This is a genomic window from Pseudomonas sp. FP1762 (genome assembly GCF_030687105.1).
Taxonomy (GTDB): Bacteria; Pseudomonadota; Gammaproteobacteria; order Pseudomonadales; family Pseudomonadaceae; genus Aquipseudomonas; species Aquipseudomonas siliginis.
Map to the genome: position 1 here is coordinate 5,559,546 of NZ_CP117458.1, position 14,046 is coordinate 5,573,591.

Genomic DNA, 14,046 nt, shown 5'->3' on the forward strand with positions numbered 1-14,046 from the left:
ACTCCACTCACGCTTTATCTGTCGCCGCCGGCAAGGTGAATCCGGACACCGAACGACGCAGCTGACTGGCCATTTTCGCCAGGTTGCCGATGCTCTCGGCGGTGGCGGTGGACCCCGACGAGGTTTGCGAGGTGATCTGCTGGATCACATTCATTGTCAGCGAGATCTGCCCGGCCGAGGAGGTCTGCTGCTGCGCCGCGTTGGAAATGCTCTGGATCAGCGCGGCGAGGGTCTTGGACACGCCTTCGATTTCTTCCAGGGCCACACCGGCATCCTGCGCCAGTCGCGCGCCGCGCACCACTTCGGTGGTGGTCTGCTCCATGGAAATCACCGCTTCGTTGGTGTCGGCCTGAATCGCCCGCACCAGGGTTTCGATCTGCCGGGTCGCGGCGGACGAACGCTCGGCCAGCCGCTGCACTTCGTCGGCAACCACGGCAAACCCGCGCCCGGCATCCCCGGCCATCGATGCCTGGATCGCCGCGTTGAGGGCGAGGATGTTGGTCTGGTCGGCGATGTCGTCGATCAGGCTGACGATGTCGCCGATTTCCTGAGAGGACTCGCCGAGGCGTTTGATGCGCTTGGCGGTGTCCTGAATCTGTTCGCGGATGTTGTCCATGCCGTGGATGGTGTTGTGCACCACCTCGTTGCCCTTGTTGGCGATTTCCACGGAACGCTCGGCCACCGCCGACGATTCGGCAGCGTTGGCCGAGACCTGATCGATGGACTCGGCCATGTCGCTGATGGCTGTCGAGGCTTCGGAAATCTGCTGGGCCTGTTGCTCAGACGCTTGGGCCAGATGCATGGCGGTGGCCTGGGTTTCCTGCACAGCGGCGGCAACCTGGCCGGCGGTGAGGTTGATGGTGGCGACCAGATCACGCAATTGGTCGACGGAATAGTTGATCGAGTCGGCGATGGTGCCGGTGAAGTCTTCGGTCACCGAAGCGGTCACGGTGAGGTCGCCATCGGCGAGGTCTTCGATTTCGTCGAGCAGGCGCATGATCGCGTTCTGGTTGCGCTCGTTCTTCTCGGCGGTTTCACGCAATTGGCGATTGGTTTCGCGGACCATGACCAGACCGATGAGGATGATCGAGGCCAGCGCCAGCAAGCCCAGCACATAGCCGCCAATGGTGTCGGTGTTGCGCCCGCCGGCCAGATGCTCGAATCCGGTGGCCAAGTGCGAGGCTTCGTCGAGCAGGGTTTGCGACAGGGTGAAGATGTTGCTGGCCGACTCGCGGACCTTGAACAGCTCCGGCGAGGTTTCGAGGATTTCATCCACGGAGCCGGAAACGAACTGGAACAGCTCGGAGATTTCGCTCAAACGCGCACGGGCGTCGCGGTCTTCGACCTGGCTGATTTTCAGCGCCGGGTTGCCCTGCAACATGCCGTTGAGCACCAGACCGAAACGCGCGGCATCGCGGCCAAAGGCATCGGCGGCCTGCTGCGAGTTTTCGTCACCGGCGAGCACCGTGTTGACGGCACCGAGGATGCGTTCGGCAAGCAACGATTGCCGTTGCGCCATTGCCACCTGCGCCGCCGGAGCGCCGCGCTGGAGCAGGATTTCCACGACTTTTTCGTATTCGATCTGCAACTGCGGCACGGTTTCGGCCAGCGTCGCGGCGACTTGATGCAGCGACAGCACGGTCTGTTCGCTGCTGAGGATCGCATCGGTGTTTTTCAACAGGCGCTCCCAGTCCATCTGCACCGCGCGCATTTCCGGGCGCACGGCGACGGGTGCCGGCGGCAGGCCGGTGTTCGGGTCACCCTTCTTCAGGTAGCCCCAGCGCTGGGCAAAATCGTTGCGCGCATCACTGAGCAGCTTGAACGCCGCAGCCTTGCCCGCCGCCGCTTCGGTGGCGTTCTTGGCAATGCGTTGCGAGAGCACGCGCAGTTCGCCGGCATGGCCGATGTACTGCTTGTCGTAGTTCGCCTGGGTGTTGAGGTACGCGAAGTTGGCGAACAGCAGCATGATGAACACGATCAGTGCGATAAACAGCACGATGATCTGTGCGCGACTGCGCGATGCTTCCGCCGACTTGCCTGTTTTTGCTTTTGTCATCGGTCCTCGCCTATGAAACCTGCCATGGCCCTTGTGGGAGCGAGCCTTGTGACGAGGGGATTTATCCCCGTTCGGCTGCGAAGCAGTCGCAAAAATATCGCATGCGCTGACGGTGTCAGGCCTTGCAGTTTTTGGGGCCGCTGCGCGACCCAACGGGGATAAATCCCCTCGCCACATGGCCCGCGTCCACATGGGTTCTGTTGTTCGTGCTATAGAGCCACGCCCATGAACACCGGAGATTTGGCCAGTGCAAACAGGCTGAACACCCGCCAGTTCTGTTCACGGCGGAAATAGCCTTTGACGAATTCGGCCTTGGAGCCCTGGCGCTTGCTGATCGACAGCGGCTCGAAACTGCCCTGCTCGAAATGCTGCAAGCCGATGACTTCATCGACCATCACCCCGGCGAACACGTCTTCATGTTCCACCACCAATACCCGCCGTTGTTTGCGCAGCGGCGACAGCTCATGGCCGAAGAAGCCGCACAGGTCCATGATCGGCAGCAGCCGCCCGCGCAGATTGGCGACACCCTTGACCCACGGCTTGACCCCGGGCAACTGGGTGAAGCGCGGTTCATGCAGGACTTCGCTGACTTCGCCCATCGGCGCCACATACCAATGCTCGCCGAGGCGAAAGCCGATGCCGCTCCAGCGATCCGGGCGCGCCGCTTGCGACGGCAGGTCCGCTGCCAGCAGGCGGCAGCGCTGGTCGATCTGCCAGAGCAGTTCGAACGCGGTCAGCGATTCGTTCATGATCGCGCGATCAGCCGTTGAGTACGTTGTTCAGGGTCTTGATCAGGGTGTCTTCGTCGACCGGTTTGGTCAGGTAATCCTTGGCGCCCTGGCGGGTGCCCCAGACCTTGTCGGTTTCCTGATCCTTGGTGGTGATGATGATCACCGGGATGTGCGCCGTGTCGGCATCCTTGGTCAACTGCCGGGTCGCCTGAAAACCGTTGAGGCCGGGCATGACGATGTCCATCAGCACCGCGTCGGGTTTTTCCTGACGGGCCAGGGCCACGCCGTCGGCGCCGTTCTCGGCCTTGAGCACTTCATGGCCGTGCTTTTCGAGCATGCCGGTGAGTTTGTACATTTCAGTCGGCGAATCATCGACGATCAGGATACGTGCCATGGTCTTCCCCATTTTTCTGGTCGACTGCCGGCCCGCTGGCCGAGCGTCACTGTGCGTGTCTTACTGCGGCAAAACGGCGGCGAAGCCCGGAACATGGGCCTGGATCGCGTTGAGCAGTTCTTCTTTGCTGAACGGCTTGGTCAGAAATTGATCAGAACCGACAATCCGCCCCTTGGCCTTGTCGAACAGACCGTCCCTGGACGACAGCATGATCACCGGCGTCGCCTTGAAGGCGCTGTTGTTCTTGATCAGGGCGCAGGTCTGATAACCGTCCAGACGCGGCATCATGATGTCGACAAAGATGATCCCGGGATGGTGGTCGGCAATCTTCGCCAGCGCATCGAAACCGTCGATGGCGGTGATCACTTCGCAACCGACATTCTTCAACAATGTTTCGGCGGTGCGGCGAATCGTTTTCGAGTCGTCGATCACCATGACCTTCAAGGCGCTGGACTGCTGTTCCATAAGAGGGTTCTACCGTCGCCTTTGCGAATCAAATTGTCCGTTTTGCTGTGAATAATGGCCTGAAACCCTTGAAACCCATGGGGCGGCGCGATCTGCCAGCCTTTTTAGCACAGTCTCCAGATGCAATCTATCGACGGGTTTTTCCTTGACCCGAAACCCGCCCGGCGCCACTCTGGCGGCACTTTTTCAATACCGATCCGGTAGCCAAATTTCGAGGAAAACCCAATGAGCGTTCGCGTCGGGATTGTCATGGACCCTATCGCCAGCATCTCCTATAAAAAGGATAGCTCGCTGGCCATGCTGCTGGCCGCGCAGAAGCGTGGCTGGGAACTGTTCTACATGGAACAGAAAGACCTGTATCAGGCCGAAGGCCAGGCGCGGGCGCGGATGAGCCCGCTGAAAGTCTTCGCCAATCCGGACAAATGGTTCGAGCTGGACGCCGAACAGGACAAGCTGCTAAGCGACCTGGACGTGATCCTGATGCGCAAGGATCCGCCGTTCGACATGGAGTTCGTCTACTCCACTTACTTGCTGGAACAGGCCGAAGCCGCCGGCGTGCTGTTGGTGAACAAGCCGCAGAGCCTGCGCGACTGCAATGAAAAGCTGTTCGCTACGCTGTTTCCGCAGTGCACGCCGCCGACCATCGTCAGCCGCCGCCCGGACGTATTGCGTGAGTTCGCCGACCATCACGGTGACGTGATCCTCAAGCCGCTGGACGGCATGGGCGGTTCGTCGATCTTCCGCCACACCGCCGGGCACCCGAACCTCTCGGTGATCCTCGAAACCCTGACCCTGCATGGCAAGCAGCAGATCATGATTCAGGGTTACCTGCCGGCGATCGTCGACGGCGACAAGCGCATTCTGATGATCGATGGCGAGCCGGTGGATTACTGCCTGGCGCGGATTCCGGCGCTGGGCGAAACCCGTGGCAACCTCGCCGCCGGTGGCCGTGGCGAAGCGCGTCCGCTGACCGAGAAGGATCGCTGGATCGCCGCCCAGGTCGGCCCGACCCTGCGCGAGAAAGGCCTGCTGTTCGTCGGCCTCGACGTGATCGGCGAGCACCTGACCGAAATCAACGTCACCAGCCCGACCTGCATCCGCGAAATCGACAATGCGTTCGGCACTGATATCGGCGGCATGCTGATGGATGCGATCGATAAAAAGCTGCAAGCGGCCGGCAAAAAGCCACAAGCTTGATGTACGTCACATGCAGCCTGTCGCTTGAAGCGTGAAGCCCAAGGCGCGAAACCAACATTGCGTTATCATGCGCAGCCTCTGAAAAACGCGATGTTGGTTTTCTTGTCATGACCCTCCCGTCCGATCTGCCCGCTGAACTCGCCCATCGTGGCGTGCGCCCGGCCGATCGCCTCGGTTTTACCCTGTTTCTCGCGGCGCTGATTCACCTGGCGCTGCTGCTAGGCGTCGGCTTCACCATGGTCGAGCGGCAGCAGATCAGCAAAACCCTGGAAATCACCCTGGCCACCTTCAAGGCCGAGAAGAAGCCGGAAAAGGCAGATTTTCTCGCTCAGGAAAACCAGGAAGGCAGCGGCACGCTGGACAAGAAAGCCCTGCCCAAGACCACCGAAGTCGCGCCGTTCCAGGACAATCAGGTCAAAAAGGTCACCCCGCCGCCCGCCGCCAAGCCAGTGGTGCAGGAAGCCGCACCGAAGGCAGCGGTGACCACCGTCGCGCCGAAACCGAAAAAGGCGCCGACCAAGAAAGAAGAAAGCAAAACCGAAGTCAAACCGACCGTCGACGCGCCGGTGTTCGACAGCTCGCAGTTGTCCAGCGACATCGCCAGCCTCGAAGCAGAGCTGGCCAAGGAACAACAGCTGTACGCCAAGCGCCCGCGCATCCACCGCTTGAGCGCGGCCTCGACCATGCGCGACAAGGGCGCCTGGTACAAGGACGACTGGCGCAAGAAGGTCGAGCGCATCGGCAACCTCAACTACCCCGAAGAAGCACGGCGCAAGCAGATCTACGGCAATTTGCGCCTGATGGTCTCGATCAACCGCGACGGTTCGCTGTATGAGGTGCTGGTGCTCGAATCCTCCGGCCAGCCGCTGCTCGATCAGGCCGCGCAGCGCATCGTCCGCCTGGCCGCGCCGTTTGCACCGTTTACCGGCGATCTGTCGGACATCGACCGCCTGGAAATCATTCGCACCTGGAAATTTGCCCGGGGCGACAAGCTCTCAAGCAATTAAGAGCAAAATCAAAAGATCGCAGCCTTCGGCAGCTCCTACAGTGGGCCTGCGTACACCCTGTAGGAGCTGCCGAAGGCTGCGATCTTTTAAAGCCTCAGCTTGTCAGTTCGCCCTTGCGACGCCACACTAGCGCTCATGAAAAACGTCAGCCCCAGCTACCTCAAGCATCACTTCCTGATCGCCATGCCACACATGGCCGACCCGAACTTTGCCCACACCTTGACCTACATCGTCGAGCACACGGCCAATGGCGCGATGGGGCTGGTGGTCAACAGGCCGCAAGACTTGAACCTGGCCGACATCCTCGAACAGTTGCGCCCGGACATCGAGCCGCCGGCACGCTGCCAGGATGTGCCGATCTTCATCGGCGGGCCGGTGCAGACCGATCGCGGTTTCGTCCTGCACCCGGCGGGCCAGACCTTCCAGGCCACGGCGCAGCTGGACGGCGACCTGGCCCTGTCGACTTCGCAGGACGTGCTGTTCGCCATCGCTGACGGCGTCGGCCCCGCGCAGAGCCTGATCACCCTCGGTTACGCCGGCTGGGAAGCCGGGCAACTGGAAGCCGAACTGGCCGACAACGCCTGGCTGACCTGCCCTTTCAACGCCGACATACTGTTCAACACCCGCAGCGAATTGCGCCTGGAAGCGGCAGCGCGGCACTTGGGCATCGATCTCAATCTGCTCACCAGCCAGGCAGGTCACGCCTGATGGCCCTGCGCCTGATTCTCGGCTTCGACTACGGCACCAAACAGATCGGCGTCGCGGTCGGCCAGGTCATCACCGGCCAGGCCCGCGAGCTGTGCACTTTGAAAGCGCAGAACGGCGTGCCGAACTGGGATCAGGTCGAAGCGCTAATAAAAGAATGGAAACCCGACGCCGTGGTGGTCGGCCTGCCGCTGAACATGGACGGCACGCCCAGCGACATGTGCGTACGCGCCGAGAAATTCGCCCGCCGCCTCAACGGCCGCTACAACCTGCCCTTCTATACCCACGACGAACGCCTGACCACTTTCGAAGCCAAGGGCGAGCGACTGGTGCGTGGCGGGCAGAAAGGCAGTTACCGCGACAACCCGGTGGACGCCATCGCCGCTGCCCTGCTGCTGCAGGGCTGGCTCGATGAAAACACTGCATTGTTTGAATCCTGACAAGCGCTTCGGCGCTTTTCTTTTGGTTATAAACCGAGCTTCGTCCAGCAGGACGCAGCGCGGAATCACGAAGGAGCAACCATGAGCCTGCCCAATCCCGCCGATCTGATCAGCCAGATGGCGACCCGCCTCAAGGCGCACCTTGCCCAGCGTGACATCAGCGAACCGCGTTACATCGGTATCCGCACCGGCGGCATCTGGGTCGCGCAGGCGCTGCTCAAGGAACTGAACAGCGATGCGCCACTGGGCACGCTGGATGTGTCCTTCTATCGCGATGACTTCAGCCAGAATGGCCTGCACCCGCAAGTGCGCCCGTCCGCCCTGCCCTTCGAGATCGAAGGCCAGCATCTGGTGCTGATCGACGACGTGCTGATGAGCGGTCGGACTATCCGCGCCGCCATGAATGAATTGTTCGATTACGGCCGCCCGGCCAGCGTCACCCTGGTCTGCCTGCTGGACCTGGACGCCGGCGAGCTGCCGATCCGCCCCAACGTGGTCGGCGCCACCCTGACCCTGGCCGGCAACCAGCGGGTCAAGTTGTCCGGCCCCGAGCCGCTGACGCTCGAACTGCAAGACGTCACCCTTTAATCCGCCCTATTGAGAGTCCCCCTCGCGATGACGCCTCTAGATACCAAGCGCCCGCTGCAGCTCAATGATCAGGGCCAGCTGCGCCACTTCCTCTCGCTCGACGGCCTGCGCCGCGAGTTGCTGACGGAAATCCTCGACACTGCCGACTCGTTCCTTGAAGTCGGTGCCCGGGCGGTGAAGAAAGTCCCGTTGCTGCGCGGCAAGACCGTGTGCAACGTGTTCTTCGAAAACTCCACGCGCACCCGCACCACGTTTGAACTGGCGGCCCAACGGTTGTCGGCAGACGTGATCACCCTGAACGTGTCGACATCGTCGGCGAGCAAGGGCGAAACGCTGCTCGATACCCTGCGCAACCTTGAAGCGATGGCTGCCGACATGTTCGTCGTGCGCCACGGCGACTCGGGCGCGGCGCACTTCATCGCCGAGCATGTCTGCCCGCAGGTGGCGATCATCAACGGCGGCGACGGCCGGCATGCGCACCCGACCCAAGGCATGCTCGACATGCTCACCATCCGTCGGCACAAGGGCGGTTTCGAAAACCTCTCGGTGGCGATCGTCGGCGACATCCTGCATTCGCGGGTGGCGCGCTCGAACATGCTCGCGCTGAAAACCCTTGGCTGCCCGGATATCCGCGTGATCGCGCCGAAAACCCTGCTGCCGATCGGCATCGAGCAATACGGCGTCAAGGTCTACACCGACATGGCTGAAGGCCTGAAAGACGTCGACGTGGTGATCATGCTGCGCCTGCAGCGCGAGCGCATGACCGGCGGCCTGCTGCCCAGCGAAGGCGAGTTCTACCGCCTGTTCGGCCTGACCACCGCGCGTCTGGCCGGGGCCAAACCCGATTGCATCGTCATGCACCCGGGGCCGATCAATCGTGGCGTGGAGATCGAATCGGCGGTGGCCGACGGCCCGCACTCGGTGATCCTCAATCAAGTGACCTACGGCATCGCGATTCGTATGGCCGTGCTGTCCATGGCCATGAGCGGGCAGACTGCGCAACGTCAATTCGAGCAGGAGAACGCCCAGTGAAGCTCAGCATTCTCGGCGCACGCGTCATCGATCCCAGCAGCGGCCTGGATCAAATCACCGACATCCACGTTGAAGCTTGCAAGATCGTCGCCCTCGGCGCCGCACCGGCCGGTTTCAGCGCAGTAGAAACCATCGATGCTCAAGGCCTGGTAGCCGCGCCTGGCCTGGTCGACCTCAACGTTGCCCTGCGCGAGCCGGGCTACAGCCGCAAAGGCTCGATCGTCAGCGAAACCCGCGCCGCCGCTGCCGGTGGCGTGACCAGCCTGTGCTGCCCGCCGAAGACCAAGCCGGTGCTCGACACATCCGCCGTGGCCGAACTGATCCTCGACCGCGCCCGCGAAGCCGGCAACACCAAGGTGTTCCCGATCGGCGCGCTGAGCAAAGGTCTGGACGGTGAGCAACTGGCCGAACTGGTGGCCCTGCGCGACGCCGGTTGCGTGGCGTTCGGCAACGGTCTGGAGAGCTTCCGCAACAGCCGCACCCTGTGCCGGGCGCTGGAATACGCGGCGACTTTCGACCTGACGGTGATCTTCAACTCGCAGGACCACGATCTGGCCGAGGGCGGTCTGGCCCACGAAGGCGCGGTCGCCAGTTTCCTCGGCCTGCCGGGCATCCCGGAAACCGCCGAAACCGTGGCGCTGGCTCGCGATCTGCTGCTGGTCGAGCAGACCGGCGTGCGTGCGCATTTCAGCCAGCTGACCAGTGCACGCGGTGTGGCGCTGATTGCCCAGGCCCAGGCCCGTGGCTTGAAGGTAACGGCGGATGTTGCGTTGTATCAGCTGATCCTGACTGACGAAGCGCTGATCGACTTCAACAGCCTCTACCACGTGCAACCGCCGCTGCGCACCCGTGCCGACCGCGATGGCCTGCGGGAAGCGGTGAAATCCGGGGTGGTTTCGGCGATCTCCAGCCATCACCAGCCCCACGAGCGCGACGCCAAACTGGCACCGTTCGGCGCGACCGAGCCGGGCATTAGCAGTGTTGAGTTGCTGCTGCCGCTGGCGATGACGCTGGTCGAGGATGGTTTGCTCGACTTGCCGACGCTGCTGGCACGTCTCAGCGCAGGCCCGGCCGAAGCCCTCCGCCTGCCGGCGGGCAAACTGGCGGTAGGCGGCGCGGCGGATATCGTGCTGTTCGATCCGAAGTCTTCGACGGTGGCCGGTGAACACTGGCTGTCGAAGGGCGAGAACTGCCCGTTCATCGGCCACAGTCTGCCGGGCGTGGTGCGCTATACGCTGGTAGATGGGCGGATTACGCACCAGGCTTGATAGCCAGTTGACCCCTTCGCGAGCAGGCTCGCTCCCACAGGTATTGCGGTGATTCCTGTAGGAGCGAGCCTGCTCGCGAAAGCTTACTGGAAGGCGCCGCGATTCTGCGCGTTGCGCACCGACACCTGATCGTTCAGGGTCCAGAAGTCATACAGCACACCAATAAAGAACAACCCGCCGGTCAGCAGATACAGCAAGCCGCTGATCCATTTGCCCTGATACATCCGGTGTACGCCGAACACACCGAGGAAAGTCAGCAGAATCCACGCGACGTTGTACTCGATCGGCCCGGCAGCAAAGCGCAAATCCGCTTCGCGATCCATCGCCGGGATCAGAAACAGGTCGATCAGCCAGCCAATCCCCAGCAAACCGAAGGTGAAGAACCAGATCGTTCCGGTCACCGGCTTGCCGTAATAAAAGCGGTGCGCGCCGGTGAATCCGAAAATCCACAGCAGGTAGCCGATGACTTTGCTGTGAGTGTCTTTTTCTTTCACGCGGGGTAGCTGATAGCTGTTCATTAAGACCTCATTGCACTCGATAGATAAATATTCTTCATTTCTTTGTGACTTTTTTACAGGTGGCCGACGTATGGCAAATGTTACCGTTGCTAGCGCGAAACCCTTATAGAACCTGACTTCTGTCGGACAATTGCGTACTTTTTGAGCGTTTTTGGTTCCGTAGCCAGCCGAATGAATCGATGAACGGCCTCGGAACGGCAAAAAAAGCTGTTATAAAGTTGCGCGCTATCACTTATGAGCCACGCCTAATGCGACCATTTTTCAAGACATGGCTGACTATTTGCCTATTAATGCCACTGGCCGCCCACGCCACCAATCGTGAGCAACGTCTTCCCAACGTCAACGGCTTCACCCCTAAATCCCATGCTTCGGCTCCCTCGAGCAAAAGCAGCAAGAGCAAGACCACCACGCTGAGCAGCAAGAGCCGCAGCAAGCTGGTGCCACCGATGGCGAGCAAGGAAAGCAGCAATGTGCTGAGCCGTGCGGTAAACGTCCTCGGTACACCTTATCGTTGGGGCGGCAGCAGCCCAAGTAAAGGCTTCGATTGCAGCGGTCTGGTGAAATACGCGTTCAACGACGCTACTTTCGACCTGCCACGCACCTCCAACGCCATGGCCAGCGGTCACGGCGAGAAAGTCGAGCGCAAGGATCTGAAGCCGGGCGATCTGATTTTCTTCAACATCAAGAGCCGTCGGGTCAACCACGTTGCCATCTACCTGGGCAATGATCGCTTTATCCACGCCCCGCGCCGTGGCAAAGCGGTGAGCATCGACACGCTGAACAAGCCGTACTGGGAAAAGCATTACGTCGTCGCCAAACGCGTGTTGCCGAAAGAACAACAGCAGATGCGCGTAGTCCAGCGCTGAGCTGTTTGATCTCCTGAATCAGCTTCAGCAGTACCGGCCTTTTCGCGAGCAGGCTCGCTCCCACAGAAGAATGCATTCCAGCTGAAGGAATACGGTTTGATGTGGGAGCGAGCCTGCTCGCGAAGGGGCCGGCAGCCGCACCAGCGACCCTCAGAAATTATCCGGGGTGCGCGCCTTCTCCCGTGCATGCTCGCGGCTGATCAGGCCCTTGGTCACCAGATCCTTCAGGCACATATCGAGTGTCTGCATCCCCAACGACCCACCGGTCTGAATCGCTGAATACATCTGCGCCACCTTGTCCTCGCGGATCAGGTTACGAATCGCCGATGTCCCGAGCATGATTTCGTGCGCCGCCACCCGCCCGCCGCCGATCTTCTTGATCAATGTCTGCGACACCACCGCCAATAACGACTCCGACAGCATCGAACGGACCATCGACTTCTCGTCTCCGGGAAACACGTCAACCACGCGATCGATGGTCTTCGCCGCCGAGGTCGTGTGCAGGGTGCCGAACACCAGATGCCCGGTCTCGGCGGCGGTCAGCGCCAGGCGAATGGTTTCCAGATCACGCATTTCGCCGACCAGAATCACGTCCGGGTCTTCACGCAAGGCCGAGCGCAGCGCGGTGGCGAAGCTGCGCGTATCGCGATGGACTTCGCGCTGATTGATCAGGCATTTGCGCGATTCATGGACGAACTCGATGGGGTCCTCAATAGTGAGGATGTGGTGATGGCGATGGGTGTTGAGGTAATCGATCATCGCCGCCAGCGTGGTCGATTTGCCGGAGCCGGTCGGCCCGGTGACCAGCACCAGCCCGCGCGGCGCGTCCGTGATCTTGCGGAAAACATCGCCCATGGCGAGGTCTTCCATGCTCAGCACTTTCGACGGAATAGTGCGGAACACGGCGCCAGCGCCACGGTTCTGGTTGAATGCATTGACCCGAAAGCGTGCCACGCCGGGTACATCGAAGGAAAAATCCGTTTCCAGATTTTTCTCGAATTCGATGCGCTGGGTGTCGTTCATGATGTCGTAGATCAGCTCGTGCACTTGCTTGTGATCCAGCGCCGGCAGATTGATCCGTCGCACGTCGCCATCGACACGGATCATCGGCGGCAGGCCGGCCGACAGGTGCAGGTCGGAAGCGCCCTGTTTGGCGCTGAAGGCCAGCAGTTCAGTGATATCCATAGCGTCCCTCAATTCCAGTAGAATGCCGCGAACCTACAGACCGCCGGCGCCTCTTGATGTCCACGATAGCAGACAACATCCTTCAGGTTAGTTCGCGCATCCAGGCAGCGGCCAAAGCTGCGCACCGCGACGAAAACAGCATCCATTTGCTCGCCGTGAGCAAGACCAAACCCGCTCAGGCCCTGCGGGAAGCCTATGCGGCGGGCCTGCGCGACTTCGGCGAAAACTACTTGCAGGAAGCCTTGGGCAAACAGCTGGAGCTGGCCGACCTGCCCTTGATCTGGCACTTCATCGGCCCCATTCAATCGAACAAGACTCGCGCGATTGCCGAGCATTTCGACTGGGTGCACTCCGTGGATCGTCTGAAAATTGCCCAACGCCTGTCCGAACAACGCCCGGCCGAACTGCCGCCACTGAACATCTGCATTCAGGTCAATGTCAGCGGCGAGGCGAGCAAATCCGGTTGCACCCCGGCCGATCTGCCAGCGCTGGCCGAGGCCATCAGCGCGTTGCCACGCTTGAAACTGCGCGGACTGATGGCGATTCCCGAGCCGACCGAGGAGCGCGCCGAACAGGACGCTGCCTTCGCCGCCGTGCAGACATTGCAGGCGAGCCTCGCTCTGCCGCTCGACACACTGTCCATGGGCATGAGCCACGACCTCGAGTCAGCCATCGCCCAAGGCGCCACTTGGGTGCGAATCGGTACCGCGCTGTTTGGCGCCAGAGATTATTCCCAGCCTTGAACGTTTCCAGATAAGGACCACACATGAGCAACACACGTATTGCGTTTATCGGTGCGGGCAACATGGCGGCCAGTCTGATTGGCGGCTTGCGCGCCAAAGGTCTGGAAGCGGCGCAGATCCGCGCCAGCGATCCGGGCGAAGACACCCGTGCCAAGGTCAGCGCCGAACACGGCATCGAAACCTTCGCTGACAACGCCCAGGCCATCGACGGCGTCGATGTCATCGTCCTGGCGGTCAAGCCACAGGCGATGAAAGCCGTGTGCGAGGCGATTCGCCCGAGCCTCAAACCGAACCAACTGGTGGTGTCGATCGCCGCCGGCATCACCTGCGCGAGCATGACTGCATGGCTCGGCGAGCAGCCGATCGTGCGCTGCATGCCGAACACTCCGGCGCTGCTGCGTCAGGGTGTCAGCGGTTTGTACGCGACCAGCGAAGTAACCGCCGAGCAGCGTCAGCAAGCCGAAGAGCTGCTGTCCGCCGTCGGCATCGCCCTTTGGCTGGACGAGGAGCAGCAACTGGACGCAGTCACCGCAGTGTCCGGCTCCGGCCCGGCGTACTTCTTCCTGCTGATCGAAGCGATGACCGCCGCCGGCGTCAAACTTGGCCTGCCAAAAGAGATCGCTGAGCAACTGACCGTGCAGACTGCTCTGGGCGCCGCGCACATGGCGGTGTCCAGCGATGTCGACGCCGCCGAACTGCGTCGCCGCGTGACCTCGCCAAACGGCACCACGGAAGCTGCGATCAAATCATTCCAGGCTGGCGGCTTCGAAGCGCTGGTTGAAACCGCACTCGGCGCCGCCGCGCACCGCTCGGCCGAAATGGCCGAACAACTGGGCAAATAAAGGAGCCTT

General features: G+C 61.5%; 16 protein-coding genes. 10 read left to right on the plus strand and 6 right to left on the minus strand.

All coding sequences use genetic code 11. The features are described 5' to 3' along the window. Positions 1–7 precede the first annotated feature (7 nt). The 4 genes from PSH90_RS24880 to pilG all read right to left on the minus strand — a co-directional run bounded on the left by PSH90_RS24880 (position 8) and on the right by pilG (position 3,646). A complete protein-coding gene (locus PSH90_RS24880; RefSeq protein WP_041476807.1) occupies positions 8–2,056 on the minus strand; it encodes a methyl-accepting chemotaxis protein in 2,049 nt (682 codons plus the stop codon). Between the two features lie 209 nt (positions 2,057–2,265). After that, positions 2,266–2,805: a chemotaxis protein CheW gene (locus tag PSH90_RS24885; protein WP_056786402.1), complete on the minus strand. Its 540-nt coding sequence runs from the start codon at positions 2,803–2,805 to the stop codon at positions 2,266–2,268. Between the two features lie 10 nt (positions 2,806–2,815). Next, positions 2,816–3,181 carry a twitching motility response regulator PilH gene (gene pilH, locus PSH90_RS24890; RefSeq protein ID WP_016772744.1) on the minus strand — a complete coding sequence of 122 codons (366 nt, stop codon included), beginning with the start codon at positions 3,179–3,181 and terminating at the stop codon, positions 2,816–2,818. Positions 3,182–3,241: 60 nt separating this feature from the next. Continuing rightward, positions 3,242–3,646 (minus strand): twitching motility response regulator PilG, encoded by a 405-nt coding sequence (gene pilG, locus PSH90_RS24895; protein WP_016772743.1) that lies wholly within the window; start codon positions 3,644–3,646, stop codon positions 3,242–3,244. A gap of 225 nt (positions 3,647–3,871) precedes the next feature. On the opposite strand from pilG, the gene gshB reads away from it, so the two are divergent. The 7 genes from gshB to PSH90_RS24930 all read left to right on the plus strand — a co-directional run bounded on the left by gshB (position 3,872) and on the right by PSH90_RS24930 (position 9,883). Beyond that, positions 3,872–4,843: a glutathione synthase gene (gene gshB / locus PSH90_RS24900; RefSeq protein ID WP_305381683.1), complete on the plus strand. Its 972-nt coding sequence runs from the start codon at positions 3,872–3,874 to the stop codon at positions 4,841–4,843. A 107-nt stretch (positions 4,844–4,950) separates the two neighbouring features. Beyond that, a complete protein-coding gene (locus PSH90_RS24905) occupies positions 4,951–5,850 on the plus strand; it encodes an energy transducer TonB (protein ID WP_305381685.1) in 900 nt (299 codons plus the stop codon). Between the two features lie 135 nt (positions 5,851–5,985). Further along, a complete protein-coding gene (locus PSH90_RS24910) occupies positions 5,986–6,558 on the plus strand; it encodes a YqgE/AlgH family protein (RefSeq protein WP_016772739.1) in 573 nt (190 codons plus the stop codon). Beyond that, complete coding sequence (ruvX, locus tag PSH90_RS24915; protein ID WP_041476809.1) at positions 6,558–6,995, plus strand: Holliday junction resolvase RuvX; 438 nt, start codon at positions 6,558–6,560, stop codon at positions 6,993–6,995. The genes PSH90_RS24910 and ruvX overlap by 1 nt, the downstream gene beginning before the upstream one ends. Positions 6,996–7,076: 81 nt before the next feature. After that, positions 7,077–7,583, plus strand: a complete 507-nt coding sequence (pyrR, locus tag PSH90_RS24920; protein WP_016772737.1) for a bifunctional pyr operon transcriptional regulator/uracil phosphoribosyltransferase PyrR — start codon at positions 7,077–7,079, stop codon at positions 7,581–7,583. A 27-nt stretch (positions 7,584–7,610) separates the two neighbouring features. Next, positions 7,611–8,615, plus strand: a complete 1,005-nt coding sequence (locus PSH90_RS24925) for an aspartate carbamoyltransferase catalytic subunit (protein WP_016772736.1) — start codon at positions 7,611–7,613, stop codon at positions 8,613–8,615. Then, a complete protein-coding gene (locus PSH90_RS24930) occupies positions 8,612–9,883 on the plus strand; it encodes a dihydroorotase (protein ID WP_071172226.1) in 1,272 nt (423 codons plus the stop codon). The genes PSH90_RS24925 and PSH90_RS24930 overlap by 4 nt, the downstream gene beginning before the upstream one ends. 83 nt (positions 9,884–9,966) lie before the next feature. On the opposite strand, the gene PSH90_RS24935 is transcribed toward PSH90_RS24930, so the two are convergent. Continuing rightward, on the minus strand, positions 9,967–10,401 hold the full coding sequence (locus PSH90_RS24935) for a TM2 domain-containing protein (protein WP_016772734.1): 435 nt from the start codon (positions 10,399–10,401) through the stop codon (positions 9,967–9,969). Between the two features lie 248 nt (positions 10,402–10,649). Between PSH90_RS24935 and PSH90_RS24940 the strand changes: the two genes are divergently transcribed. Next, complete coding sequence (locus PSH90_RS24940; RefSeq protein WP_016772733.1) at positions 10,650–11,267, plus strand: C40 family peptidase; 618 nt, start codon at positions 10,650–10,652, stop codon at positions 11,265–11,267. Between the two features lie 150 nt (positions 11,268–11,417). On the opposite strand, the gene PSH90_RS24945 is transcribed toward PSH90_RS24940, so the two are convergent. Further along, complete coding sequence (locus PSH90_RS24945) at positions 11,418–12,452, minus strand: type IV pilus twitching motility protein PilT (RefSeq protein ID WP_041476813.1); 1,035 nt, start codon at positions 12,450–12,452, stop codon at positions 11,418–11,420. Positions 12,453–12,508: 56 nt separating this feature from the next. Here PSH90_RS24945 and PSH90_RS24950 point away from each other — a divergent pair, with 56 nt between their 5' ends. Together PSH90_RS24950 and proC are read left to right on the plus strand one after the other, a co-directional pair. Beyond that, positions 12,509–13,195, plus strand: coding sequence for a YggS family pyridoxal phosphate-dependent enzyme (locus PSH90_RS24950; RefSeq protein WP_305381687.1), 687 nt, complete (start codon positions 12,509–12,511; stop codon positions 13,193–13,195). A 23-nt stretch (positions 13,196–13,218) separates the two neighbouring features. After that, positions 13,219–14,037 carry a pyrroline-5-carboxylate reductase gene (proC, locus tag PSH90_RS24955; RefSeq protein WP_122698586.1) on the plus strand — a complete coding sequence of 273 codons (819 nt, stop codon included), beginning with the start codon at positions 13,219–13,221 and terminating at the stop codon, positions 14,035–14,037. The last annotated feature ends 9 nt before the right edge of the window (positions 14,038–14,046 follow it).